Below are 23381 nucleotides of genomic sequence, written 5' to 3'. Positions count from 1 at the left end.
GCTAGCGGCGACGCCGGAACCGAGCCGCCGCGGCGAGGCCCAGCAGCAGCACGGCCATGATCAGCAACGCCGGGTTCGGCGCCCGCCCGGTCGTCAGCGGCCAGGCCGAAGCCAGGGCGAAAGCTGCGCCGATCGCCACGAGCGCTCCGGCGCGTCCCCGAAGGTTGCGGATGAGATCGTCCATGGGTTGAAGCTCCCACAGGATGCGCGAGCGGACAAGGCAGCGCTCTTTCCACCATTGCCGAGCTTGGGCGTCGGTCGTACGGCTAGGCCATGCTCGACTTCCTGTGGACCCTGAAGGGCTCGATCCCGCTGGACCCGACGACCGCCTACGGGGGCGTTCTCGACCGCGTGGCGACCCTGCTCGAGCAGCAGAACAAGCCGGCGCAGCGTCCCGAGACCAATGTCGTGACGTTCAAGACGCCGTTCTCGTCCTTTCGGCGCAGCTGGAAGGCCCTGCAGATCTACAACGAAGGCCGGTTCTGGACCGAGCACGGCCTGGACGGGCGGGTGCTGCGCTATCAGCTGAACTGCCTGCACCTGCTGCTGGTCTGCGTGCTGTTCGCCGTGTTCTTGGCGTTCATCTCCTTCAAGGCGGGACCGGACGGAGACGACGTCACACTGCACGGCGCCTACGTGCTCGCCGCTGTCTATGCCGTGAACATGCTGGTGGGCTGGCTGCGCGCCACGCGGGTGATCCGCGAGGCCGTGCGCGGTCACTAGGGCTTCCTGGCCAGTCCGCGCAGGCGGGCCTTGTCGAGGCTCATCGCCAGGCCGGCGTTGCGGCCGGCCAGGGTCGCCACCCGGTACTCGGCCGCGCCACCGAGGATCAGCGAGGCCTCCGAAGGGGTCAGGCCATAGTCCTGCTCCAGCCACTGGATCATCGCCCCGGTCGCCGCGCGCGCCGCCTCGTCCAGCGACGCGGCCTGGCCCAGCACGGTGATGCGTCCGGCGGTCTCGATGCGCGGCGCGGCCAGCGGCCGGGCGGGCAGCAGCTCGACGCTGAACTCGACGTCCAGCGAGGTCTCCAGCGCCCACTGGGTGGTCTCGCCGTCGCCCTGCAGGGCGTGGCCGTCGCCGAGGAACAGCATGGCCCCGGGCTGGAACACCGGCAGGTAGACCGTGGCCCCCTCGCCGATCTCGTTGAAGTCCATGTTGCCGCCCCAGCGGCCGCTGTCGCCCGCCGACTGCGGGGGAAAGCCGAAATCCGGCGCTACGCCCAGGCCGCCCAGCATCGGCCGGACGGGGACGGCGTAGTCCTTCAGCCGCTCGGGCGGATCCTCCAGACGCGCCAGCCCGGCCGCGCGGTCCAGCCGCCAGCGGACCTGCTTGCCCAGTCCCGCCGAGCGCGTGGCCAGGCCCAGCGACATGGCCCGGCCGGCCACGCCGTCCAGGCTGTCGGCATAGTCGCGATTGAGCGTCAGCTTGCGGATGTGGATCGCCAGCACGTCGCCGGCCTTGGCCCCGGCGACGAAGAACGGCCCGGTCTGGGGATTGCCGTAGAGCGCCGCGACCTTGCCCTGCTCGTCGACGCCGCCGGAATCGATCGTGCGGGTCGCCACGACCTCGCCGGGCCGGATGACCAGGGCCGGCGGCAGGTCGGCGGTGAAGGTGTTGGAGAAGCTGGCGGGCGAATAGGTCACCCGCCCCGGCGGTCCCGTCGGGATCGCCAGCCGCAGGGCCGTGAAGGCGTGGCGGGCGCGGGCCTTGTTGCTGGTGTCGGGATAGTCGGCCCAGCCGGTCAGGACGCCGTCGCGCTGGGTGGCCTCATAGCGGTGCGGGACGCCGTGACTGTCGATGGCGACGAAGCTGAGCTTGTCGCCCCGGCGGCTGCCGGTCAGGGCCCAGTCGTCGACCGCGCCCGACAGCGCCCCGTCCTTGGCGTTCTTGGGGTCCTTGGCGTCCAGCGTCAGCACCGAATGCTCGGAATTGCCCCACCGGTCGACCGACATCAGCCAGGTCTGAGGCGCGGCCGCCGCCGGCCCCGCCAGCGCCAGGATCGCCCCGGAAACAACCCCCAAAGCCGCCCAAGCCCGCATCTCGCCCTCCGCCCCTGGGGTGCGGGCCGCACGGTAGCGACGCGGCGGGAGGTGACAAATGAAGCTTCTGACAGGTTGCGCGGTCAGCCCGCCGCCCTGGTCGCCGCCAGCCGCAGGCCCAGCCCGACGAACAGCGCGCCCATGGCCCGCCGCAGCCACAGCGCAACCCTGGCGTTGCGACGCAGGCTCGTTGTCAGGCGCGCGGCGGCGGCGATCAGCGCCAGATTGATGATGATCGCCGTCATGTTGGCCGTGACACCCAGCAGGATCAGCTGCGCGGTCGCATGACCGGCGGAAGGCTCGACGAACTGCGGCAGCAGGGCGACGTAGAACACCGCCACCTTCGGATTGAGCACGTCGCTCCAGAAGCCCTGCCAGAAGATCGCGCCCAGGCCGGCCCCGCGCATCTCGCCGTCGGCCAGTTCGCTGGCCGCCGTCCGGCTGAGCAGGGCGCGGACGCCCAGATAGACGAGATAGGCCGCGCCCGCCCATTTGACGATCTCGAAGGCCGTCGCCGAGGCCAGCAGCAGCGCCGAAAGGCCCGCCACGGCCGCCGCCAGATGCACATAGGCGCCGGCGTTGATCCCCAGCGCGGCCATGGCGCCGGCCCGTCGCCCCTGGGCCAGGGTGCGGGTCAGCATGTAGGCCATGTCCGGTCCCGGCACGAGCACCAGGACGACGCTGGCCGTCACGAACAGCAGGTAGGCGTGCAGGCTCATGCGGCGATGATTGCGCGCGCTCCCGACAACGCAACCTCAAATCGCAACACCCGCCCGAAGGCGAGCCGGCCTGCTCAGCCCTTGGCCGCCTTCTCCACCGCCTCGATCACCAGGCCTTCGGTCAGCAGCTGGGGCAGGATGGCCGGCGCGCCGCCGCCCTTGGGATAGACGAGATAGAGCGGCACGCCGGCGCGGCCCTGCTCGGCCAGGGCCTTGGCGATCGTGGCGTCGCGCTTGGTCCAGTCGGCCTTCAGCAGGACGGCGTTCTGGGCCTTGAAGGCGTCGGCCAGGCGCGCGCCCGACAGGGCGGTCTGCTCATTGACCTTGCAGGTCACGCACCAGTCGGCGGTGAAGTCGACCATCACCACCTTGCCCTCGGCCTGCAGGGCGGCGACGCGCTCGGGGCTCCAGGGCTCGGACGAGAGGCCCGGGCCGGCGGCCGCCGCGACTTGCGGACCCGAGGCGGCGGCCGGGGCCTGGACCTGCAGCGCGCCGACGGTCAGGGCGATCCCGCCGGCCAGGCCCGCCAGGGCGAAGCCGAAGGCGACCAACGGGGTCTTGCCGGCGAAGCGGCGGGTCTCGCCCAGGCCGTAGGCCCAGGCGGCGAAGGCGACCAGCACGGCGGCGGCCAGCAGCAGGGCCAGGGCGATACCGCCGGCCTGCTGGCTGAACACCCAGACCAGCCAGGCGGCCGCGCCGTACATCGGGAAGGCCAGGGCGTGCTTGAGTACGTCCATCCACGGACCGGGCCGGGGCAGCTTGCGCAGCAGGCCCGGAACGAAGGCCAGGATCACGAAGGGCGCGGCGAAACCCAGGGCCAGGGCCAGGAACACCAGCAGGGCGAAGGCCGGCGGCTGGGTCAAGGCAAAGCCGAGGGCTCCGGCCATGAACGGCGCGGTGCAAGGGGCGGCGACGATCACCGCCAGGGCGCCGGTCAGGAAGGCTCCGGCCAGGCCCGAACCGCCCGAGACGCGGCCGGCCGCCCCTTGCGCGGCGGCGCCGACCTCGAACACGCCCGACAGGTTCAGGGCCACCAGCAGCATCAGCAGCGACAGCACCGCCACCACGGCCGGCGATTGCAGCTGGAAGCCCCAGCCCACCGCCTCGCCGCCGGCCCGGACGGCGATCAGCAGTCCGGCCAGCGCCAGGAAGGTCGCCACCACGCCGCCCAGGAAGGCCAGGCCCTGCACGCGGGTCTTGCCGGCGTCGTGGGCGTGGGCGGCCAGGCTGGCGGCCTTCATCGACAGCACCGGGAAGACGCAGGGCATCAGGTTGAGGATCAAGCCGCCGAGAAAGGCGAACAGCAGGGCGACCGGCAGGCCGCCCGCGAGGCCGGAAACGGCCGTGTCGCCGCCGGCCTGCGAAGAGCCGCCGGTCGAACCGGCGCCGGCCGCGGGCAGAGAGCCTAGCCCTACGGAGCCCGGAAGGGGCGCTCCTTCGACGGCGGTGATCTCGTAGGAGCCGCCCTTGGTGGCCACGACGCCGACCAGTTCCTTCACCGGCTCGGTGGCCTCGGGGCCGAAGGCGAAGCCGGGGGCCAGGGTCAGGGTCAGGCCGTCGGGCCCGCGCTCGATGGCCTGGGGCGCGGCGTGGTCGATGACCTGGCCGGAATAGGGAAAGAAGTAGGCGTCGGCGAAGTCGCCGCCCTTCAGCGCCGCCCCGGTGACCGACAGCTTCACGGCCTGGCCGTCGCGGGTCCACACCGCCTTGAGGCCGGCGGGCTTGGGGGCCTTGGCCAGCACGGTCGCGACCACCTCGCCCCACTTGGGATCCGGCTTGGCCGGGCCGGCGACCACCGGCAGCGTCAGGGTGACCACCGCGTCCTCGGGAACGCAGATCTCCTCGCAGACCAGGAAGGCGGCGGCGGCCTTGAGGGTCACGGTCTCGCCCGGCTTGGCCGAGGCCGGCACGGTGATCGGCACCGGCAGCAGCACCTCGCCGTTGTAGGCGTAGTCCTGCAGCGGCCCGACGCGCACCCGTTCGGGGGTCGGCCAGACGATGTCGCCGGCGGTCCAGCCGGCCGGCAGGGTCCAGACGATCTTGGTGGCGTCGCCGGCGTCGCCCGGATTGCGCCAGTAGGTGTGCCAGTGGGTCTGGATCTTCTGGCGCAGGGCCACGAAGACCGTCGAGCCCGGCACGGCCGCGGCTTCCTGGGAAACCAGCTCGACCTCCAGGTGGCCGGTCTTGACCACCTCGGCGCGAACAGGCCCCGCGACGGCGGCGAAGAGGGCCAGGGGGGCCAGGACGGCGGCGAACAGACGGCGCGACAGCATCGGCGACCTTGCAAAGAAAACTCGCGAAGACACATGGCCCGTGCGCGCGCTCTCGACAACCGTCAAGCCGTCGTGGTCAGGTCGGGGAACGCTTCGAACCAGGGGAATTCATGCCCGCTTCCTTCGACGACATCGAGATCGGCCAGGTCGTGACCCTGGGAACCACGGTGGTGGACGAGCGGGCCCTGGCGACCTTCATCGCCGCCTTCCAGCCGGGCTGGGACCTGTCGCTGGGCGCGCCCGACGCCATGGTCTTCGCCATCTGGAGCCGCCTCGACAGCGAGGCCACCGCCGACTGGCCGCAGACCAAGCGGGTGGGCGTCGACGCCCTGCGCTGGCTGCGCAACCCGCCGGCGGGCGAACTCCTGCGCGGCCGCATGACGGTGATGGGCAAGGACCCGGTCGGCGAGGGCAAGGGCATCGTCATCGCCCAGCAGGACCTGCTCGACGAGGCCGGTCGTCTGGTGTTCTCGTGCCTGACGCGGAGCATTTTCGCGCGTTGAGAGGAAAACCCCCTCAGTCGCTTCGCGACAGCTCCCCCAGAGGGGGAGCATCTTGATGGCGCGGCGTCGGTCGCGATCCTCCCCTTTTGGGGGATGTGGCCCGGAGGGCCGGAGGGGGTCTTAAGCCGCCGTCGGGGTCGCGATCTCGCGGGCCAGCAGCACGTGCACGGCGTCGGCCGAGCGGGCCTGGCGCAGCTGTTCGCGCAGGTCGGGCTGGCGCAGCATGCGCGAGACGCGGGCCAGGGCGCGCAGGTGCTGGGTGTTGGCCTCGGGCGGGGCGAACAGGGCCAGGAACAGGTCGACCGGCTTGTCGTCCAGCGCGTCGAAGGCGACGGGGGTTTCCAGGCGGACGAACACGGCGCGGACGCGGTCCAGGCCCGGCACGCGGGCATGCGGCAGGGCCACGCCCTGGCCGACGCCGGTGGAACCGGCGGCCTCGCGCTCGACCAGACCGTCCAGCGCAAGGTCGGAATCGACGCCCAGGACACGGCCGGCGACGTCGGCGATGACGCCGAGCACCTGGCGCTTGTCCTTGGCGCTGACACGCAGGGTCACAGCCCCCTGGTCAAGAAGATCGCCGATCATCATGGACTTCAACTAGCTCGCTCTATGCCGGCCGCCGAAACACGGCCGCCGCGGTCCCGGAAACGCGCCGGGACCGCTTAGGCTCCAGCTAGCTCAGGGTCGAGCCGTTTCCGTTCAGCGGCTTGGTGCGCTCGGGGTCGATCCAGCCGATATTTCCGTCCGGCCGGCGGTAGACCACCGACAATCCGCCATGGGCGGCGTTCCTAAACACGATTGCCTGGGACTCGGTCAAGTCCAGTTCCATGACAGCCATCGAAACGGTCATCGTCTTGAGGGCGGCCTGGGTTTCGGCGATGACCATGGCCGACGGGGCGCCGGCGGGGTGGGCTTCCTCCGTGGCCCAATCTTCCTGGTCGCCGCCCTCCTCGCCGTCGGGCGCGCGCAGCACGTAGAAGGCCGCGTTCTCGGCCTGCTTGGCGGTGGCGGCGATCGAGTGGCTCTTGAGCCGCTGCTTGTACCGCCTTATCCGCGTCTCGATCTTGGCCAGGGCCTGGTCGAACGCCATGTGGGCGTCGCCGCCGGAGCCGTGGCTCAGAAGCTGCTGACCCGAAGCCAGCTTGACCGAGCAATCGACGCGGAAGGCGTAACCCTCCTTGCTGATCACGACGTCGGCGTCACCGCCGCGGTCGAAATACTTACCGATGCTCAGGGTGATTTCGTCGGCGACTCGCGCTCGCAGAGCCTCACCAACGTCGACATGCTTGCCGGAGATTTGGACTTGCATGCCCTATCAACGCGCCCGTCCGGGGGCGGTGTCAAGCGGGAGCAAAACGGCCTCAGAAGAGTCCCGAAAAGACCCCGATCAGCTTCTTGACGGCGGCCGTCACGACACCTGCACTGACGAAAAGCAGGGCCGTGCTGCCCAGCGCCATCAGATAGCCGAGCAGGGCCAGCAGACCGTCGCGCTGCAGCAGCGCCAGCGCCAGGACGGCCACGGTCGCGCCCGGCGCCAGGTTGCCCAGCGGGATGGGCAGAATCAGCACCAGGGCCAGCAGGGTGCAGACCACGCCGATCAGCCGCTCGCCGCCGGCCGCGAACAGGAAGCCGAGCCTGGGCCGCGTCACCACCTCCAGCCGACGCAGGATGGGCGTGATCTTGCGGAACAGGCCCCTGAGGTCGTCGCGCTTCAGCGGCTTTTCGGCCAGCCCCTCGGGCAGCCACGGCGCATTGGCGCCCAGGGCGATCTGCGGCGCCAGCAGCAGGATCGGCAGCGACAGCAGGGTGGACGAGCCCGGCGGCAGGGGCAGGCAGTTCAGCAGGCCGAACACCAGCAGCGTCGCCCCGAAGGCCCGGCTGTCGAAGGCCTCCAACATCTGACCGACGGTCAATACGGGCCGGGGGTCGTCGCCGAACCCCTCGATCACGTCGGACAGTTTCTCCTGGCTCATGCGCGGTCCTGTTTCACCCTTTCCTATAACGCGGGAAACGGCCGGACCGCTTGCTCGAAAGCGTCACAGGCGGGGAGAAACAGGGTGCGGCGTCGCGTCGCAGGGGACGGAGGACCTGCTCAGCAGGCTTCCTTGATCAGCCGGCGGCGCTCGACCGACGAGGGGATGCGCATGGCCTCGCGGTACTTGGCCACGGTGCGGCGGGCGATGTCGACGCCGGCGGCCTTCAGGATCTCGACGATGCGGTCGTCGGAATGGACGTCGGCCTCGCGCCGTTCGGCCTCGACCAGGCCCTTGATCTTGTGACGGACGCTGGCGGCCGAGTGGGCCTCGCCGCCTTCGGACGACTGGATGGCCGAAGTGAAGAAGAACTTCAGCTCGAACACCCCGCGCGGGGTGGCGACGTACTTGTTGGAGGTGACGCGGCTGACCGTGCTCTCGTGCATGCCGATGGCGTCGGCGACGGTCTTCAGGTTCAGCGGGCGCAGGTGCTCGACGCCGTAGGCCAGGAAGCCGTCCTGCTGGCGCACGATCTCGCTGGCCACCTTGAGGATGGTCTTGGCCCGCTGGTCGAGGCTTTTGACCAGCCAGTTGGCGCTGGCGAAGCTGTCGGAGACGAAGGTCTTTTCCTGGTCGCTGCGCGCACCCTTGGAGACGCGGGCGTGGTAGCGCTGGTCGACCAGCACGCGCGGCAGGGTGTCGGTGTTCAGCTCGACGTGCCACATGCCGCCGAGGCCTTCGCGCACGTGCACGTCGGGCACCAGGGTCTGGGGCGGATCGCTGTGGAAGGCCGCGCCCGGGCGGGGCGTCAGGCCGCGAACCTCGGCGATCATCTCGCGCAGGTCCTCGTCGTCGACGCCGCAGATCTTGCGCAGCGAGACGAGGTCGCGGCGGGCCAGCAGGTCGAGATTGTCGAGCAGGGCGGCGATGGCCGGGTCGTAGCGGTTGGCGTCGCGCAGCTGCAGTTCCAGGCACTCGCGCACGTCGCGGGCGGCCACGCCGCAGGGCTCGAAGCCCTGGACGACCTTCAGCACGCGCTCGATGCGCTCCAGCTCGCAGCCCAGGCGCTCGGCGATCTCCCAGAGATCGGCGCGCAGGTAGCCGCCAGCGTCCACGGCGTCGATCAGGATGGCGGCGATGGCCTCGTCGGCGGGCGACAGGCCGGCCAGGACCAGCTGGCCGTTGAGGTGCTCGGAAAGGGTCTCGGGACGGTTCAGGGCGCCTTCGAAATTGTCGTCGCCCTCGAAGCTGCCGCCGCCGCCGGCGCGCGACCAGTCGATCTGGCCGCCGGCGTGCTCGGCGTCGGCGCTCTCGCCGTCGCCCGTGGCGCGCTCGCCGGGGGAGACGTCGTCGCCGGGCGTGTCCATCTCGCGGTTGGCCGCGGAGTCCGACACGTTTTCCATGCCCAGGTTCTCGACGGCCCGTTCGGGCTCGCCGTCGCGCTCGACCTCGCGCTCGCTGTCGTCGCGTTGCAGCAGCGGATTACGCTCGAGTTCGGCCTCGACGAAGGCGTCGAGCTCGATGTTCGACAGTTGCAGAAGCTTGATGGCCTGCTGCAGCTGCGGCGTGATGACAAGGCCCTGGCCCTGCCGGATGTCGAGTCTTGGGCTGAGCGCCAACGCGCCCTCCTGGCAAATCGAACGAAACTTACGATCGCCATTGAAAGGGCAGTCTGGTTAACGGGGCGCGAACGCCAGCAAATATCGGGCCAGTGCGACCATCCGTCCTCGGAAAAAGAAAAAGGCCTTGCAGAACAAGGCCTTTCTCGAGGTCCATGCGGCAGGTCGCCCCGCCTCAATCGTGTCCGAGGCCTTAAGCCCGGTCGGCGAAGCTGTCGCCCAGGTAAACCCGGCGCACTTCCGGATTGTCGACGATCTCCTTCGGCGAGCCCTCGAAGAGCACTTCGCCGGCGGCGATGATCGAGGCCCGATCCACCATGTCCAGCGTCTCGCGAACGTTGTGGTCGGTGATCAGGATGCCGATGCCGCGGTTCTTGAGGTAGTTCACGACCTCGCGGATGTCGGAGATGGCCAAGGGGTCGATGCCGGCGAAGGGCTCGTCGAGCAGCATGAACGACGGCTCGCTGGCCAGGGCCCGGGCGATTTCCACGCGGCGGCGCTCACCGCCCGACAGGGCGACGGCCGGCGACTTGCGGATATGGGTGATCCGCAGTTCTTCCAGGATGCTGGTCACCGTCTCGCGGGCCTTGCGCGCGTTCTTCTCGCGCATCTCGACCACGGCCATGACGTTCTGCTCGACCGTCATGCCGCGGAAGATCGAGGCTTCCTGCGGCAGGTAGCCGACGCCGAGGCGCGCGCGCTGGAACATCGGCTGGGCCGTGATGTCCTCGCCGTCGAGATAGATCGAGCCGTAGTCGGCGGCGATCAGACCGGTGACCATGTAGAAGGTGGTGGTCTTGCCGGCGCCGTTGGGGCCCAGCAGGCCGACGACCTCGCCGCGCTTGAGGCGCAGGGAGACGTTCTTGACCACGGCCCGGTCGCCGAAGGTCTTGCCGACGCCGTCGACATAGAGACCGTCCTCGGTCGGGCCGCCCCCAAGGGTTTGAAACTGCATTTATACGGCCTCAGGGCTTGGCGGCGGGCTTCTTGGAATCGTCGGACGTGCTGGGATAGACCACGGCGCGCACGCGGTTCTTCTTGCCGGCGCCCTTGGCGCTGGACTCCATGCGCACGTCGTTGGTCTTGGTGTTGACCACCATGCGGTCGCCGCGCGCCACGTCCTGGCCCTGCACGGCCACCACGTTGCCGGTCACCACGATGGTGTCGGACGAATAGTCGTAGGTCGCCCGGTCGCCACGCACCACCTGCTTGGGGGTGACGTAGAAGACCTCGCCCTCGGCCTCGACGCGGTCGACGTTGCCGCAACCGTTGCCACCGCCGCCGCCGCCGGGCTTCTTCTGATTGTAGAGGGTCATCTTGGCGGCGCGCAGGCGCGAGGTCTCCTGCAGCACCTCGACGGCGCCGCGGAAGATGGTCTTGCACTGGCTGGAGATGGTCTCCTGCTCGTCGGCCGAGATGTCGACCGGCGCGCTGGAATTGTTCTGCGCCATGGCCGGGCCGGCCATCAGGCCGCCCAGGAGGCTCGCGGCGACGCCAGCGACCGCCATTGCTCGTTTCATCGACCTCGCCCTCATCTGTCGCACCGTCCTCTAGTTCCCGCCGTCGACGCGATCGAGGCGCGTGCGGACTCCACCGCGGAAAACGATGCGGTCGCCCTTGTCATATACGGAATAAGCGTTGGATTTCACCTGTCCTGTAGGACCTTCGCCCTGCAGCACGGATTCTCCGGTGATCACCCCGGTCTTGGTGTCGACGAAAGCCTCGTCCGACGCGAAGCGATAGCCGCCCCCGTCGTCCATGCGCACGTCGCCGCGCAGCACGAGCTTGAGGTTGTCCTCGCGATAGACGCCGCTCTTGGACGTCACCCGGCTGGGCTTGGGCTCGTCGATGCCCAGGGTCAGGGTCGGGTCGTCCAGCAGCACGCGCTTGAGGTCGGCGTCGTCGCGGACCGCCGAGCGGGCCGTGATCAGGAAGGCGCGACCGTCGCTCGACTGGCCGTAGAAGCGCGGATTGAGCATGCGGATCTGGGCCTGCGGCCTTTCCGGCGCGCGTTCGGCCGCCGTCACCGTCAGCCAGACCACCTGGCCCACGGCCGAGCCGATCAGGGCCAGGATGGCGATGGGCAGGGCGCCGCGCGCGGCCCGGACCAGGCGCGAGCGCCGGCGCCAGCGCCGCAGATCGCGCTTGAAGCCGCTCCTCATCGCCACGTCCGACACCGTCCGGGTCTCCCTTAAGCGTGCGCGAAGATGTCGACGTCTTCCCAACCGGCCAGGTCGAGCGCGGCGCGGTGGGGCAGATAGTCGAAGGCGGCCTGGGCCAGGGCCATGCGGCCCTCGCGCACCAGCATGGTGTTCAAACGCTCGCGCAGGCCATGCAGGTGCAGGACGTCCGAAGCGGCGTAGGCCACCTGCTCGGGGCTCAGCGAGGTCGCGCCCCAGTCCGAGCTCTGCTGGGCCTTGGACAGCTCCACGCCCATCAGTTCGCGCGTCACGTCCTTGAGGCCGTGGCGGTCGGTATAGGTGCGGGCGAGCTTGGAGGCGATCTTGGTGCAGTACACGGGCGCCGTCATGACGCCCAGATGCAGCAGGAACATGGCGATGTCGAAGCGGCCGAAATGGAAGAGCTTCAGCACGGCCGGGTCAGTCAGCAGCTTCTTCAGGTTCGGCGCGTGATAGGTCGAGCGGTCCAGGCGCACCACGTGGGCGTCGCCGTCGCCGGACGACAGCTGCACCACGCACAGCGGATCGCGCCCGAGGCGCAGGCCCATGGTTTCCGAATCGATGGCGATCGCGGTCGCCCCGGCGAACACGCCGTCGGGCAGGTCGCCTTCATGAACAAAGCTGGCCAAGTGTCTTTCGTCTCCACGCGTCGGCGTCGTCGCGAACGGCGCCGCTCCGACGCCTTATAGTGGGACGTCGGCGATGCACGCCAGATGAACCGAATATCTATTGCATGGAAAGCTTGGAACCACCCCGCTCCTCGCATCTGCGAGGGTTGGTAAGGGGTGGTGCCCAGGAGAGGACTCGAACCTCCACGACCTTTCGGTCACTGGCACCTGAAGCCAGCGCGTCTACCAATTCCGCCACCTGGGCCCGCGGCGCAACCCGTTGGGCCGCTGCGAGGGCCGGACGTTTATGCAAAGGTTCTGACGGCGTCAATCGCATTTCTCACTTTTCTTGCGAACATCCCCAGGCTCGTCTAATCCCCCCTTCATCGCAGCGACGAGGAATGAAGATGCAGGGTCTGGTCACGGTGTTCGGCGGCTCGGGCTTCGTAGGAAGCCAGGTGGTGCGCGCCCTCGCCAAGGCGGGCTATCGCGTACGCGTAGCCGTGCGTCAGCCCAATCTGGCCTATCGCATGCGCATGCTGGGCGATGTCGGTCAGATCGAGGTCTTCCAGGCCAATGTGCGCAACGAGGCCTCGGTGGCCCGCGCGCTCGACGGCGCCGAGGCGGCCGTGAACCTGGTGGGCGTGCTTTGGGAAAGTGGCCGCCAGCAGTTCCAGTCGCTGCACGCCATGGGCGCCAAGATCGTGGCCGAGCAGGCCGCGGCCGCCGGCGTCAAGCGCCTGGTGCAGGTCTCGGCCATCGGCGCCGACGCCGAGTCGGGCAGCAAGTACGCCCGCACCAAGGCCGAGGGCGAAGCCGCCGTCCGCGCCGCCTTCCCGACCGCCACCATCGTGCGGCCGTCGGTGGTGTTCGGCCCCGAGGACAAGTTCTTCAACAAGTTCGGCCAGCTGGCCGCTCTGGCGCCCGCCCTGCCGCTGGTCGGCGGCGGCCACACCAAGTTCCAGCCGGTGTTCGTCGGCGACGTCGCCGCGGCGATCGCCAAGATCATCGCCACGCCGGGCGCGGCGGGCCAGACCTTCGAACTGGGCGGCCCCACCGTCTACAGCTTCAAGGAGCTGCTGGAGTTCGTGCTGACCGAGACCGGCCGCGCCCGCGTGCTGGCGCCCCTGCCCTGGCCGCTGGCCGGCGTGGTGGGCAAGCTGGGCGACATCCAGGCCTCACTGCTGCCGCTGGCCCCGCCGCTGACCACCGACCAGGTGGCCCTGCTGAAGGCCGGCGACAATGTCGTGACGCCGGGCGCCAAGGGCCTGGCCGACCTGGGCGTGGTTCCCACCGCCGTCGAGGCCGTGGTGCCGTCCTACCTCTATCGCTACCGCAAGGGCGGCCAGTACGCCCCGACCCCGGCCGGCGCGTTCTGATCTGATGGCGACGCGGCGGACACGGATCATCCTGTCCGTCGCGGCCGCCATTGTGACGCTGCCTGCTTTCTGGGTCGCCCGCTATAGCTGGGCGAGCCAAGTCGAGGTCGAAACGCTGCGAGCCTCCGGCTATGGCGAGTTCACGACGCGGGGCGTCTTCACGTCACCTTGCCGCGCCAGCGAAGCCGCCAGCGCCTTCCTGGCCCAAGGCCCCGGCCACCCCGAGACCAAGGGCTATCTCTGCACCCCGCTGATCGGCCCCACGCGGATTCTCCCCGCACCATCGGCCCCGATCGACTGGGACTGACCGCCGGGTCGAATGCCGAAACAGAAAACCCCGCGCCGGTCGCCCGACGCGGGGTTTTCTTTGACCCAGGCCCTTCGGGTCAGCGCGGGAAGTAGATGAACGCCAGGCCGGCGATACCGGCGGCGATGCGCCACCAGGCGAACGGGGCGAAGCCGCGCTTGCCGATGAAGTCGATCATGTACTTCACCACCACCAGGCCCGACAGGAACGAGACCACGAAGCCGATGGCGATGATCCCCGCCTGGCTGGCGTCGATGTCCTTGTAGCTCTTGATCAGGTCCAGGCCGAAGGCGCCGACCATGATCGGAATGGCCATGAAGAACGAGAACTCGGCGGCCGCCTTGCGCTCGACCCCCAGCAGCATCGAGCCGACGATGGTCGAGCCCGAGCGCGACACGCCCGGCAGCAGCGACAGGCACTGGAAGAGGCCGATGAAGAAGGCCGTCTTCAAAGACAGCTTCATGCCGTCGTGCTCGCGGGCCGGCGGCGCCTTCTTGTCGACGATCAGCAGCAGGATCCCGCCGATGATCAGCGAGACGCAGATCACCTGCGGCAGGAACGGGTTCTCGAAGAAGTGCTTGATGACGCCGTGCAGGGCCAGGCCCGCGGCGAAGGCCGGGATGCAGCCGATGACGACGCTGAGCGCGAACCGCCGCGCCTCCGGCTTGGTCGGCAGGCCGACGACCACGCCCCAAAGGCGCTGGAAGTAGAGCGCCACCACCGCCAGCACGGCGCCCAGCTGGATCAGCACGACGAAGGTGTCCCACGGGGTGGCGGGCAGCATCATCGCCTTGGCCGCCAGCAGCAGGTGCCCGGTCGATGAGACGGGAATGAACTCCGTCAGGCCCTCGATCAGGCCCAGCACGATCGCGATCAGCCAATCCGGCATGTCATTCCCTTGTGAAACAAGCTCTTGCGAGCGGAAACGGGCGTGCGCCCGACACGGTAAAAAAAGGGTTTATCCATAAAGTGGACTATTTGAGGGCATAGATGCGAGTCGATCGCAATGCCCATGGCGGCATCACGGATATATTTGTCCTAAGATTTGACCACCGCATTCTTATTGCCCTGGAGAGTCCGTATGAGGCCCTCGCAAGCAAATTTTTCCCCGGCATCGGGGGCGAGGGAAGCGCATGGCCGAGCGCATGTTGAAATTCACGACCGTCTCGCGTCGCACGCCTGAAAAGCGGGCGGCCGAAGAGCGTAACGGCGACTTTCACGAGATCTACGCCGACTTCATCGACGCCAAAGCGACCGAGCAGGCCTCGCGTTGCTCGCAATGCGGCGTGCCCTACTGCCAAACCCACTGCCCGCTGCACAACAACATCCCCGACTGGTTGCGGATGACCGCCGAAGGCCGGCTGGAAGAAGCCTACGCCCTGTCGCAGGCCACCAATTCCATGCCCGAGGTCTGCGGTCGGATCTGCCCGCAGGACCGCCTCTGCGAAGGCAACTGCGTCATAGAGCAGTCGGGTCACGGCACCGTGACGATCGGCTCGGTCGAACGCTACCTGACCGACAAGGCCTGGGAGAACGGCTGGGTGAAGCCGCTGGTCGCCAAGGCCGACCGCGGCCAGTCGGTCGGCATCGTCGGCGCCGGCCCCGCGGGCCTGGCCGCCGCCGAGAAGCTGCGCGAGGATGGCTACGTCGTCACCGTCTACGACCGTCACGACCGCGCCGGCGGCCTCCTGATCTACGGCATCCCCGGCTTCAAGCTGGAGAAGGACGTCGTCGAGCGCCGCACCCAGCGCCTGGCCGACGGCGGCGTGGTGTTCAAGCTCGGCTTCGAGGTCGGCAAGGACGCCAGCCTGGAAGACCTGCGCGCCGAGCATGACGCGGTGCTGATCGCCGTCGGCGTCTATGCCGCACGCGACCTGACCGTGCCCGGCGGCGGCGACAAGGGCGTGGTGCCCGCGCTCGACTACCTGATCGCCTCCAACAAGAAGACCCTGGGCGACGACGTCCCGGCCTATGACAGCGGCGAGCTGAACGCCGAGGGCAAGGACGTGGTCGTGGTCGGCGGCGGCGACACCGCCATGGACTGCGTGCGCACGGCCATCCGCCAGGGCGCGACCTCGGTCACCTGCCTCTATCGCCGCGACAAGGCCAACATGCCCGGCTCCCTCCGGGAAGTGTCCAATGCGGAAGAAGAAGGCGTCACCTTCGAATGGCTGGCCGCCCCGCGCGCCCTGTCGGGCGACGCGGAAGCCGTCACCGGCGTGCGCGCCATCCGCATGCGCCTGGGCGCGCCTGACGCCTCGGGCCGCCGCAGCCCCGAAGAGATCCCCGGCGGCGACTTCGACCGTCCGGCCCAGCTGGTGGTCAAGGCCCTGGGCTTCGAGCCGGAGAACCTGCCGGAACTGTGGGGCGCTCCCGACCTGAAGACCACCCGCTGGGGCACGGTCAAGGCGGACGTGCGCCACCAGATGACCAATCTCGACGGCGTGTTCGCCGCCGGCGACATCGTTCGCGGCGCCTCGCTGGTGGTGTGGGCGATCAAGGACGGCCGCGACGCCGCCGCCGCCATGCACCGCTACCTGAAGGCCAAGGCGGCCGCGACCCTGATCGCGGCTGAGTAAGAGGAAAGAGATCAGACCATGAGCCAGATCGACCTCTATCTGAAGAACCGCCAGGCCCTCATCGACGGCCACGCCTACGATCCGACCACCGAGCGCGACGCCTGCGGCGTCGGCCTGGTCTGCGCCATCGACGGCAAGCCACGCCGCGAAGTCGTCGAGCTGGCGATCAAGGCCCTCAAGGCCCTGTGGCACCGCGGGGCGGTGGACGCCGACGGCAAGACCGGCGACGGCGCCGGCGTGCTGGTCAGCGTTCCGCAAGACTTCTTCATCGACCAGGTGCGCCGCACCGGCCACGCCCTGCGTCCCGGCCCGATCGGCGTAGGCCAGGTGTTCCTGCCGCGCACCGATCTGGGCGCCCAGGAAGCCTGCCGCACGATCGTGGAAGCCGAAGCCCTGCGCTTTGGCTTCTACATCTACGGCTGGCGCCAGGTGCCGGTCGACACCTCGGTGATCGGCGAGAAGGCCAACGCCACCCGTCCGGAAATCGAGCAGATCATGCTGGCCCCGCCGGCCGGCCTCGAAGGCGAAGCCCTGGAGCGCGCCCTGTTCCTGTGCCGCAAGCGCATCGAAAAGCGCGTGCACGCCCAGAACATCACCGACTTCTACATCTGCTCGTTCTCGGCCCGCTCGCTGATCTACAAGGGCATGTTCCTGGCCGAGTCGATCGACGAGTTCTATCCGGACCTGAAGGACGAGCGCTTCGCCGCCGCCGTGGCGATCTTCCACCAGCGCTACTCGACCAACACCTTCCCGCAGTGGCGCCTGGCCCAGCCCTTCCGGATGCTCGCCCACAACGGCGAGATCAACACGATCAAGGGCAACATCAACTGGATGAAGTCCCACGAGATCAAGATGGCGGCCGACGCCTTCGGTGAGTTCGGGGACGACGTGAAGCCGGTGATCCAGCCGGGCGGCTCGGACTCGGCCAGCCTGGACAACACCTTCGAGGTGCTGGTCCGCGCCGGCCGCGACGCGCCGATGGCCAAGGCCCTGCTGGTGCCCGAGGCTTCGAACCCGAACCAGAGCGAAGAGCACAAGGCGCTCTATTCCTACTGCAACGCCGTGATGGAGCCGTGGGACGGTCCGGCCGCCCTGTGCGCCACCGACGGCCGCTGGGTCGTGGCCGGCAAGGACCGCTCGGGCCTGCGCCCGCTGCGCGTGGCCTACACCGACGATGGTTTGGTGATCATGGGCTCGGAAGCCGGCATGTGCGGCGTCGAGGAAAGCCGCATCACCCGCAAGCTGGCCATCGCGCCGGGCCGGATGATCGCCATCGACCTGGCCGAGGGCAAGCTCTACGGCGAGGACGAGATCGTCGACGAACTGGCCGGCCGCCACCCCTACACCGAGTGGCTGGGCAACATGGTCGATCTCGAAAAGGAGATCGCGCCCGGTCCCGAGCCGCGCAAGTTCGGCCGCGAGGAGCTGACCCGTCGCCAGGCCGCCGCCGGCTTCAGCCTGGAAGACCTGGAGATGATCCTCGCCCCCATGGTCGAGGACGGCAAGGAAGCCGTCGGCTCGATGGGCGACGACACCCCGCTGGCGGTGCTGTCGGAGAAGTACCGTCCGCTGTCGCACTATTTCCGCCAGAACTTCAGCCAGGTGACCAACCCGCCGATCGACCCCCTGCGGGAGACCGGCGTCATGAGCCTGAAGACCCGCTTCAAGAACCTCGGCAACATCCTGGCCCAGGACGCGGCTCAGGCCGACGTCTACGTGCTGGAAAGCCCGGTGCTGACCACCGGCATGTACATCCGCATCCACGAGCTGCTGGGTGAGAAGAACGTCGCGGTCATCGACTGCACCATGCCGCTGCCGGCCGAAGAGGCCCGCGCGGGCGACGCCCTGCGCGCCAACCTCGACCGCATCCGCGCCGAGGCCGAGGACGCCGTCCTGCGCGGCTGCGGCGCCATCGTCCTGACCGACGAGGCCAGCGACGCCACCCGCGTCGGCCTGCCGATGATCCTGGCCACCGGCGGCGTGCACGCCCACCTGGTCGGCAAGGGTCTGCGGTCGTACGTCTCGCTGGTCGTCCGCTCGGCCGAGTGCCTCGACACGCACTATTTCGCGGTGCTGGTCGGCGTCGGCGCCACGGCGGTCAACGCCTATCTGGCGCAGGAAAGCTTCCAGGACCGCCTGGAGCGCGGCCTGATCGGCGACAAGTCGCTGCGCGACGTCTGCATCAACTTCAAGACGTCCATTGAGGGCGGCCTGCTGAAGATCATCTCCAAGATGGGCATCAGCGTCATCTCCTCGTACCGCGGCGGCTACAACTTCGAAGCCGTCGGCCTGTCGCGCGCCCTGGCCGCCGAGTTCTTCCCCGGCATGCCCTCGCGCATCTCGGGCATCGGCCTGGCCGGCATCGAGAGCAAGACGGTCGAGCTGCACCGCAAGGCCTGGGAGAGCGCGGCCGTCACCCTGCCGGTCGGCGGCCTCTACAAGTCGCGCCGCTCGGGCGAGGCCCACGCCTTCGAAGCCCGCCTGATGCACACCCTGCAGACGGCGTGCGACACCGGCGACTACGAGCTCTATCGCCGCTGGTCCTCGGGCCTGCGCACCCAGAAGCCGATCCAGTTGCGCGACCTGCTGGACTGGCGCTCGGACCGCAACCCGATCTCGACCGACGACGTCGAAAGCGTCAACGAGATCCGCAAGCGCTTCGTCACCCCGGGCATGAGCCTGGGCGCCCTGAGCCCCGAGGCCCACGGCGCGCTGAACATCGCCATGAACCGCATCGGGGCCAAGTCGGTCTCGGGCGAGGGCGGCGAGGACAGCGCCCGCTACAAGCCCCTGCCCAACGGCGACAACCCCAACAGCGCCATCAAGCAGGTCGCCTCGGGCCGGTTTGGCGTCACCGCCGAATATCTGAACCAGTGCGTCGAGCTGGAGATCAAGGTCGCCCAGGGCGCCAAGCCGGGTGAAGGCGGGCAGCTGCCCGGCTTCAAGGTCACCGAGATGATCGCCCGTCTGCGTCACTCGACCCCGGGCGTGATGCTGATCAGCCCGCCGCCGCACCACGACATCTATTCGATCGAGGACCTGGCCCAGCTCATCTACGACCTGAAGCAGATCAACCCGATCGCCCGGGTCACGGTGAAGCTGGTCGCGGCCACCGGCATCGGCGCCATCGCCGCCGGTGTCGCCAAGGCCAAGGCCGACGTCATCCTGGTCGCCGGCGGCGTCGGCGGCACCGGCGCCTCGCCCCAGACCTCGGTGAAGTACGCCGGCGGTCCGTGGGAGATGGGCCTGTCGGAAGCCAACCAGGTGCTGACGCTGAACAACCTGCGCCACTCCGTGGTCCTGCGGGCCGACGGCGGCATGCGCACGGGCCGCGACATCGTCATCGCCGCCATGATGGGCGCCGAGGAGTTCGGCATTGGCACCGCCTCGCTGGTGGCGATGGGCTGCATCATGGTCCGCCAGTGCCACTCCAACACCTGCCCCGTCGGCGTGTGCACCCAGGACGAAAAGCTGCGCGCCAAGTTCACCGGCACGCCGGACAAGGTCGTGAACCTCTTCACCTTCGTGGCCGAGGAAGTGCGCGAGATCCTGGCCGGCCTGGGCTTCCGATCCTTGCAGGAAATCGTCGGCCGCACCGACCTGCTGGCGCAGGTTTCGCGCGGCGGCGAGCACCTCGACGACCTTGATTTGAACCCGCTGCTGGTTCGCGCCGACCCCGGCGCCAACAAGCCGTACAACACGGTCGTCGGCCGCAACGCGGTGCCGGACACGCTGGACGCCCAGATCGTCCGCGACGCCGCTCCCCTGCTGGAGCGCGGCGAGAAGATGCAGCTGACCTACACGGTCCGCAGCACGGCGCGCACCATCGGCACCCGCACCTCGAGCCACATCGTCCGCAAGTTCGGCATGAAGGGCCTGCCCGCCGGCCACCTGACCGTCCAGCTCAAGGGTTCGGCCGGCCAGAGCCTGGGCGCCTTCGCGGTGCAGGGCCTGCGCATCGAGCTGACCGGCGAGGCCAACGACTATGTCGGCAAGGGCCTGTCGGGCGCCACGATCGTCATCAAGCCGCCGCGCGGCCTGGCGGCGCCGGAGACCAACACCCTGCTGGGCAACACCGTGCTGTTCGGGGCCACCGCGGGCCGGCTGTTCGCGGCGGGCCAGGCCGGCGAGCGCTTCGCCGTCCGCAACTCGGGCGCCACCACGGTGGTCGAGGGCTGCGGGACCAACGGCTGCGAATACATGACCGGCGGCCAGGTGGTGATCCTGGGTCCGACGGGCGGCAACTTCGGGGCCGGCATGACCGGCGGCATGGCCTTCGTGTTCGACCAGCACGACCGCTTCCAGGCCAACATCAACCCCGAAAGCATCATCGTCCAGCGCCTGGCCTCGCCCTATTGGGAAGGCGTGCTGCGCTCGCTGATCGCCGAACACGCCCGCGAGACGGACTCGGCCTTCGCCGAGAGCCTGCTGCGCGACTGGGACCGCGTCCGCGACCTCTTCTGGCAGGTCTGCCCGAAGGAAATGATCAACCGCCTGCCGCAACCGCTGGCGGCCGAGGAAGCGGCGCCCGTGCGGGCCTAAAGCCGGCTCGCCCAAGAGATCCGTCGCCTTCTTCCGGGGCGACGGCGGGCGGCGCGCCTCCCAGCCCGCCGCACGACGAGGGGAACGCTCCGGCCCGAGCGTTCCCCTTTGTCGTTTTTACATCTCCCTTCCCCCTTGATGGGGGAAGGGCCGGGGATGGGGGTGACAGCGGCGCCGGCCAACGAACGCTGGCGCCCGCCATCTTCCTCAGCAACCACCCCCACCCCTGCCCCTCCCCCATCAAGGGGGAGGGAACGTGTCAGCCCCCACATACCTCGCCCTAGGCCGGATCAGCCGCCCCGTCTTCGACTGCTCCAGCGCATGCGCCAGCCAGCCCGCCGTGCGGCCGACGGCGAACAGCGCGAAGGGGGCGTCGTCGGGGAGTTTCAGGGTCCGGGCCAGGGCGACCAAAGCAAAGTCGATATTGGCCGCCTGGCCGGTCGCCCCGACTACCGCCGTATGCAACGCCGCCATGTCGGGCGCGGGGTCGAAGGCCGCCAGCAGCGCCGCCGCGCGCGGATCCCCGTCGGGATAGAGCGGATGGCCGAAGCCCGGCAGCGGCGCGCCCTGGTCGAGGCGGACGGCGACGGCGGCCTCGGCCCCTTCGCGTTTCGCCTCGCGGGCCAAGGCCTCGACGCGGGCGGCCATGCCGCCGTGCAGCGGTCCCGACAGGGCCGACAGTCCGGCCAAAGCCGAAGCCGCCAGCGACGCGCCGGTCGAGGCCGCCACCCGGGCGGCGAAGGTCGAGGCGTTGAGTTCGTGGTCGGCCAGCAGCACCAGCGTCCGCCGCACCAGGTCGCCGCCGGCCGCGTCCAGCCCCCAGGCGGCGGCCAGCCGCTGGTGGATCAAACCATCGCCCGCGCCGCCCGCCACGGCGTCGGCGACGAGGTCGAGCAGGCCCGCCGCCTCCTGGGCCAGCATCAGCGGCGCTCGCCCCCGGGCCGGACGATCCTCGCCGGCGCGCGCGGCCAGGTCGGCGAACAGGCGGGCGCGGATGGTCGGAGCCTGGCTGGGCGCATGGGTGGAGACGGCCGCCTCGGCCGCGTCGTCGCGCAGCAGCCGGCCGACGGCCTCGAAGCTTTCAGTGCGGGCCAGCTCGGCGGCGTCACGGCCGCGGTACCACAGCCGACCCGCCCGCACGGTGGTGATGGCCGAGGCCAGCACCGGCTCGCCCCAGGCGATGGCTTCGGCGGCGACGTCGGCGGCCTTGCGGCCCCGGGCTTTTCGCTTGGCCAGGGCCGCCACGTCGGAGGCGCGATAGAGGCTGCGACGCGGATCCTCGGGATGGGCGTGGGCCTCGATCCGACCCCGGCTGACATAGGCGTACAGCGTCTGGGCCCGCACGCCGAGCCGCGCCATCGCCTGGTCCGCATCAAGCCAATCGTCCGCCATGGATATTGATTATATTGATCAAGATTGACGATCAAGCTGCTCGGACGATGATCGGGCCTCGAAAGGAGACCTCAGTCATGGTCCAAGTTTCCGCCGGCCTCGAAGGCGTGATCGCCGCCGCCACCGTGCTTTCCGATGTCGACGGCCAGGCCGGCCGCCTGACGATCCGCGGCTGGGCCGTCGAGGACCTGGCCGGCCGCGCCCGCTTCGAGGACGCCGCCCACCTGTTGTTCGACGGCTTCTTCGACGACCTGCCGACCGACCTGGCCCCAGCCCTGGGCGCGGCGCGCGTGCGGGCCTTCGCCGAGGTCGCCGCGCTGGACGAGGCCCTGGCCGCCCGCGATCCCTACGACGCCATGCGCGCCCTGCTGGCCCGCCTGCCCGACGGCGAGACCCTGCACGACGCCCTGGCCCTGGCCGCCGCCCCCGCCGTGTTCACCGCCGCCGTCCTGCGTCGCCAGAGCGGCGAGGCGCCCGTCGCGCCCGACCCGTCCCTGTCCCACGCGGCGGACTTCCTGCGGATGATCCGGGGAACGCCGGCGACCGAGGGCGAGGCCCGGGCGCTGGACGCCTATCTGGTCACGGTCTGCGACCACGGCCTCAACGCCTCGACCTTCGCCGCCCGGGTGGCGGCTTCGACGCGGGCGGGCCTGGGCTCGGCGGTGCTGGCCGGGCTCTCGACCCTCAAGGGTCCGCTGCACGGCGGCGCGCCCGGGCCGGTGATCGACATGCTCGACGCCATCGGAACCGCAGACAACGCCATCCCCTGGCTGGAGACCGCGCTCGACGCCGGCGAGCGTCTGATGGGGTTCGGCCACCGGATCTATCGCGTCCGCGATCCCCGCGCCGACGCCCTGAAGGCGGCGCTGGCCCGGCTGTCGCGCACCGCCGGCGCCCTGCCCGGCCGCCTCGCCCTGGCCGAGGCGGTGGAACGGGCGGCGCTCGACATCCTGCGCCGGCGCAAGCCCGACCGGCCGCTGGAGACCAATGTCGAGTTCTACACCGCCCTGCTGCTCGAAGCGCTGGGCTTCCCGCCCCAGGCCTTCACCTGCGTGTTCGCCGCCGGACGAACCGTGGGCTGGCTGGCCCACGCCCGCGAGCAGCAGGCCGGCGGCAAACTGATCCGTCCCCAGTCGATCTATGTCGGCCCCCGGCCCAAGGCGGCGGCATGAGGGCGCAGCCAAACCGCGCACGATTGTTGCGAAAGACACACAAAGCCGCGAAACGACGTATCGCGGTTCGACGAACTTGACACATTTTTGACCACC

At 69.7% G+C, this 23381-nt stretch carries 21 protein-coding genes and 1 tRNA gene; 7 read left to right on the top strand and 15 right to left on the bottom strand.

The window, feature by feature from the left end; all coding sequences use genetic code 11:
- Position 1: 1 nt before the first annotated feature.
- Positions 2 to 184: an LPXTG cell wall anchor domain-containing protein gene (locus AC1RRS_RS05370; RefSeq protein ID WP_492854247.1), complete on the bottom strand. Its 183-nt coding sequence runs from the start codon at positions 182 to 184 to the stop codon at positions 2 to 4.
- 89 nt (positions 185 to 273) lie between these two features.
- Here AC1RRS_RS05370 and AC1RRS_RS05365 point away from each other — a divergent pair, with 89 nt between their 5' ends.
- The gene (locus tag AC1RRS_RS05365; RefSeq protein WP_492854246.1) at positions 274 to 723 is read left to right on the top strand and encodes a hypothetical protein; all 450 of its coding nucleotides are present in this window, start codon (positions 274 to 276) and stop codon (positions 721 to 723) included.
- Here AC1RRS_RS05365 and AC1RRS_RS05360 read toward each other — a convergent pair.
- The 3 genes from AC1RRS_RS05360 to AC1RRS_RS05350 form a co-directional block, all read right to left on the bottom strand.
- The gene (locus tag AC1RRS_RS05360) at positions 720 to 2039 is read right to left on the bottom strand and encodes an acetamidase/formamidase family protein (protein ID WP_492854245.1); all 1320 of its coding nucleotides are present in this window, start codon (positions 2037 to 2039) and stop codon (positions 720 to 722) included. The genes AC1RRS_RS05365 and AC1RRS_RS05360 overlap by 4 nt on opposite strands.
- A gap of 83 nt (positions 2040 to 2122) precedes the next feature.
- The gene (locus tag AC1RRS_RS05355; protein ID WP_492854244.1) at positions 2123 to 2758 is read right to left on the bottom strand and encodes a LysE family translocator; all 636 of its coding nucleotides are present in this window, start codon (positions 2756 to 2758) and stop codon (positions 2123 to 2125) included.
- Between the two features lie 74 nt (positions 2759 to 2832).
- Positions 2833 to 5031: a protein-disulfide reductase DsbD family protein gene (locus tag AC1RRS_RS05350; RefSeq protein WP_492854243.1), complete on the bottom strand. Its 2199-nt coding sequence runs from the start codon at positions 5029 to 5031 to the stop codon at positions 2833 to 2835.
- Between the two features lie 110 nt (positions 5032 to 5141).
- Here AC1RRS_RS05350 and AC1RRS_RS05345 point away from each other — a divergent pair, with 110 nt between their 5' ends.
- Complete coding sequence (locus AC1RRS_RS05345; RefSeq protein WP_110120470.1) at positions 5142 to 5534, top strand: hotdog family protein; 393 nt, start codon at positions 5142 to 5144, stop codon at positions 5532 to 5534.
- 120 nt (positions 5535 to 5654) lie between these two features.
- Here AC1RRS_RS05345 and ptsN read toward each other — a convergent pair whose 3' ends face one another.
- The 9 genes from ptsN to AC1RRS_RS05300 form a co-directional block, all read right to left on the bottom strand.
- Entirely contained in the window at positions 5655 to 6122 is a 468-nt protein-coding gene (gene ptsN, locus AC1RRS_RS05340) for a PTS IIA-like nitrogen regulatory protein PtsN (protein WP_487289020.1), read from the bottom strand.
- Between the two features lie 85 nt (positions 6123 to 6207).
- Entirely contained in the window at positions 6208 to 6843 is a 636-nt protein-coding gene (gene hpf / locus AC1RRS_RS05335) for a ribosome hibernation-promoting factor, HPF/YfiA family (RefSeq protein ID WP_110120468.1), read from the bottom strand.
- A gap of 52 nt (positions 6844 to 6895) precedes the next feature.
- Positions 6896 to 7507, bottom strand: a complete 612-nt coding sequence (locus tag AC1RRS_RS05330; RefSeq protein WP_492854242.1) for an exopolysaccharide biosynthesis protein — start codon at positions 7505 to 7507, stop codon at positions 6896 to 6898.
- Between the two features lie 119 nt (positions 7508 to 7626).
- Positions 7627 to 9126 (bottom strand): RNA polymerase factor sigma-54, encoded by a 1500-nt coding sequence (rpoN, locus tag AC1RRS_RS05325; protein ID WP_492854241.1) that lies wholly within the window; start codon positions 9124 to 9126, stop codon positions 7627 to 7629.
- Between the two features lie 193 nt (positions 9127 to 9319).
- Positions 9320 to 10081 carry an LPS export ABC transporter ATP-binding protein gene (lptB, locus tag AC1RRS_RS05320; protein ID WP_487288957.1) on the bottom strand — a complete coding sequence of 254 codons (762 nt, stop codon included), beginning with the start codon at positions 10079 to 10081 and terminating at the stop codon, positions 9320 to 9322.
- A 10-nt stretch (positions 10082 to 10091) separates the two neighbouring features.
- Positions 10092 to 10634, bottom strand: coding sequence for an LptA/OstA family protein (locus tag AC1RRS_RS05315; RefSeq protein ID WP_492854240.1), 543 nt, complete (start codon positions 10632 to 10634; stop codon positions 10092 to 10094).
- A 42-nt stretch (positions 10635 to 10676) separates the two neighbouring features.
- Positions 10677 to 11303: an LPS export ABC transporter periplasmic protein LptC gene (gene lptC / locus AC1RRS_RS05310; protein WP_492854239.1), complete on the bottom strand. Its 627-nt coding sequence runs from the start codon at positions 11301 to 11303 to the stop codon at positions 10677 to 10679.
- Between the two features lie 14 nt (positions 11304 to 11317).
- On the bottom strand, positions 11318 to 11935 hold the full coding sequence (locus tag AC1RRS_RS05305) for a ribonuclease D (RefSeq protein ID WP_492854238.1): 618 nt from the start codon (positions 11933 to 11935) through the stop codon (positions 11318 to 11320).
- Between the two features lie 157 nt (positions 11936 to 12092).
- A tRNA-Leu gene (locus tag AC1RRS_RS05300) sits at positions 12093 to 12179 on the bottom strand.
- A 142-nt stretch (positions 12180 to 12321) separates the two neighbouring features.
- On the opposite strand from AC1RRS_RS05300, the gene AC1RRS_RS05295 reads away from it, so the two are divergent.
- Together AC1RRS_RS05295 and AC1RRS_RS05290 are read left to right on the top strand one after the other, a co-directional pair.
- Positions 12322 to 13293, top strand: coding sequence for a complex I NDUFA9 subunit family protein (locus AC1RRS_RS05295; protein WP_492854237.1), 972 nt, complete (start codon positions 12322 to 12324; stop codon positions 13291 to 13293).
- 52 nt (positions 13294 to 13345) lie between these two features.
- Positions 13346 to 13600 (top strand): hypothetical protein, encoded by a 255-nt coding sequence (locus AC1RRS_RS05290; RefSeq protein WP_492854236.1) that lies wholly within the window; start codon positions 13346 to 13348, stop codon positions 13598 to 13600.
- Positions 13601 to 13679: 79 nt separating this feature from the next.
- Here AC1RRS_RS05290 and AC1RRS_RS05285 read toward each other — a convergent pair whose 3' ends face one another.
- Complete coding sequence (locus AC1RRS_RS05285; protein ID WP_492854235.1) at positions 13680 to 14489, bottom strand: undecaprenyl-diphosphate phosphatase; 810 nt, start codon at positions 14487 to 14489, stop codon at positions 13680 to 13682.
- 244 nt (positions 14490 to 14733) lie between these two features.
- On the opposite strand from AC1RRS_RS05285, the gene AC1RRS_RS05280 reads away from it, so the two are divergent.
- Both AC1RRS_RS05280 and gltB read left to right on the top strand, forming a co-directional pair.
- Positions 14734 to 16179, top strand: a complete 1446-nt coding sequence (locus AC1RRS_RS05280; protein WP_492854234.1) for an NAD(P)-dependent oxidoreductase — start codon at positions 14734 to 14736, stop codon at positions 16177 to 16179.
- Positions 16180 to 16197: 18 nt separating this feature from the next.
- Entirely contained in the window at positions 16198 to 20721 is a 4524-nt protein-coding gene (gene gltB / locus AC1RRS_RS05275; RefSeq protein ID WP_492854233.1) for a glutamate synthase large subunit, read from the top strand.
- Between the two features lie 240 nt (positions 20722 to 20961).
- On the opposite strand, the gene AC1RRS_RS05270 is transcribed toward gltB, so the two are convergent.
- Complete coding sequence (locus AC1RRS_RS05270; protein WP_492854232.1) at positions 20962 to 22113, bottom strand: citrate synthase family protein; 1152 nt, start codon at positions 22111 to 22113, stop codon at positions 20962 to 20964.
- A 77-nt stretch (positions 22114 to 22190) separates the two neighbouring features.
- On the opposite strand from AC1RRS_RS05270, the gene AC1RRS_RS05265 reads away from it, so the two are divergent.
- Complete coding sequence (locus AC1RRS_RS05265) at positions 22191 to 23285, top strand: citrate synthase/methylcitrate synthase (RefSeq protein WP_492854231.1); 1095 nt, start codon at positions 22191 to 22193, stop codon at positions 23283 to 23285.
- Positions 23286 to 23381: the final 96 nt, after the last annotated feature.

The sequence above is a fragment of the Caulobacter sp. GW821-FHT12A07 genome (assembly GCF_058807655.1).
The sequence above is the reverse complement of the archived record's forward strand: the minus strand, read 5'-3'. Positions and strand labels throughout refer to the sequence as shown.

What these genes read in the sequence shown, in the direction of transcription:
- AC1RRS_RS05370 (WP_492854247.1), bottom strand. Translation starts at nt 184, where the DNA reads ATGGACGATCTCATCCGCAACCTTCGGGGACGCGCCGGAGCGCTCGTG.
- AC1RRS_RS05365 (WP_492854246.1), top strand. Translation starts at nt 274, where the DNA reads ATGCTCGACTTCCTGTGGACCCTGAAGGGCTCGATCCCGCTGGACCCG.
- AC1RRS_RS05360 (WP_492854245.1), bottom strand. Translation starts at nt 2,039, where the DNA reads ATGCGGGCTTGGGCGGCTTTGGGGGTTGTTTCCGGGGCGATCCTGGCG.
- AC1RRS_RS05355 (WP_492854244.1), bottom strand. Translation starts at nt 2,758, where the DNA reads ATGAGCCTGCACGCCTACCTGCTGTTCGTGACGGCCAGCGTCGTCCTG.
- AC1RRS_RS05350 (WP_492854243.1), bottom strand. Translation starts at nt 5,031, where the DNA reads ATGCTGTCGCGCCGTCTGTTCGCCGCCGTCCTGGCCCCCCTGGCCCTC.
- AC1RRS_RS05345 (WP_110120470.1), top strand. Translation starts at nt 5,142, where the DNA reads ATGCCCGCTTCCTTCGACGACATCGAGATCGGCCAGGTCGTGACCCTG.
- ptsN (WP_487289020.1), bottom strand. Translation starts at nt 6,122, where the DNA reads ATGATGATCGGCGATCTTCTTGACCAGGGGGCTGTGACCCTGCGTGTC.
- hpf (WP_110120468.1), bottom strand. Translation starts at nt 6,843, where the DNA reads ATGCAAGTCCAAATCTCCGGCAAGCATGTCGACGTTGGTGAGGCTCTG.
- AC1RRS_RS05330 (WP_492854242.1), bottom strand. Translation starts at nt 7,507, where the DNA reads ATGAGCCAGGAGAAACTGTCCGACGTGATCGAGGGGTTCGGCGACGAC.
- lptB (WP_487288957.1), bottom strand. Translation starts at nt 10,081, where the DNA reads ATGCAGTTTCAAACCCTTGGGGGCGGCCCGACCGAGGACGGTCTCTAT.
- AC1RRS_RS05315 (WP_492854240.1), bottom strand. Translation starts at nt 10,634, where the DNA reads ATGGCGGTCGCTGGCGTCGCCGCGAGCCTCCTGGGCGGCCTGATGGCC.
- AC1RRS_RS05295 (WP_492854237.1), top strand. Translation starts at nt 12,322, where the DNA reads ATGCAGGGTCTGGTCACGGTGTTCGGCGGCTCGGGCTTCGTAGGAAGC.
- AC1RRS_RS05285 (WP_492854235.1), bottom strand. Translation starts at nt 14,489, where the DNA reads ATGCCGGATTGGCTGATCGCGATCGTGCTGGGCCTGATCGAGGGCCTG.
- AC1RRS_RS05280 (WP_492854234.1), top strand. Translation starts at nt 14,734, where the DNA reads ATGGCCGAGCGCATGTTGAAATTCACGACCGTCTCGCGTCGCACGCCT.
- gltB (WP_492854233.1), top strand. Translation starts at nt 16,198, where the DNA reads ATGAGCCAGATCGACCTCTATCTGAAGAACCGCCAGGCCCTCATCGAC.
- AC1RRS_RS05270 (WP_492854232.1), bottom strand. Translation starts at nt 22,113, where the DNA reads ATGGCGGACGATTGGCTTGATGCGGACCAGGCGATGGCGCGGCTCGGC.
- AC1RRS_RS05265 (WP_492854231.1), top strand. Translation starts at nt 22,191, where the DNA reads ATGGTCCAAGTTTCCGCCGGCCTCGAAGGCGTGATCGCCGCCGCCACC.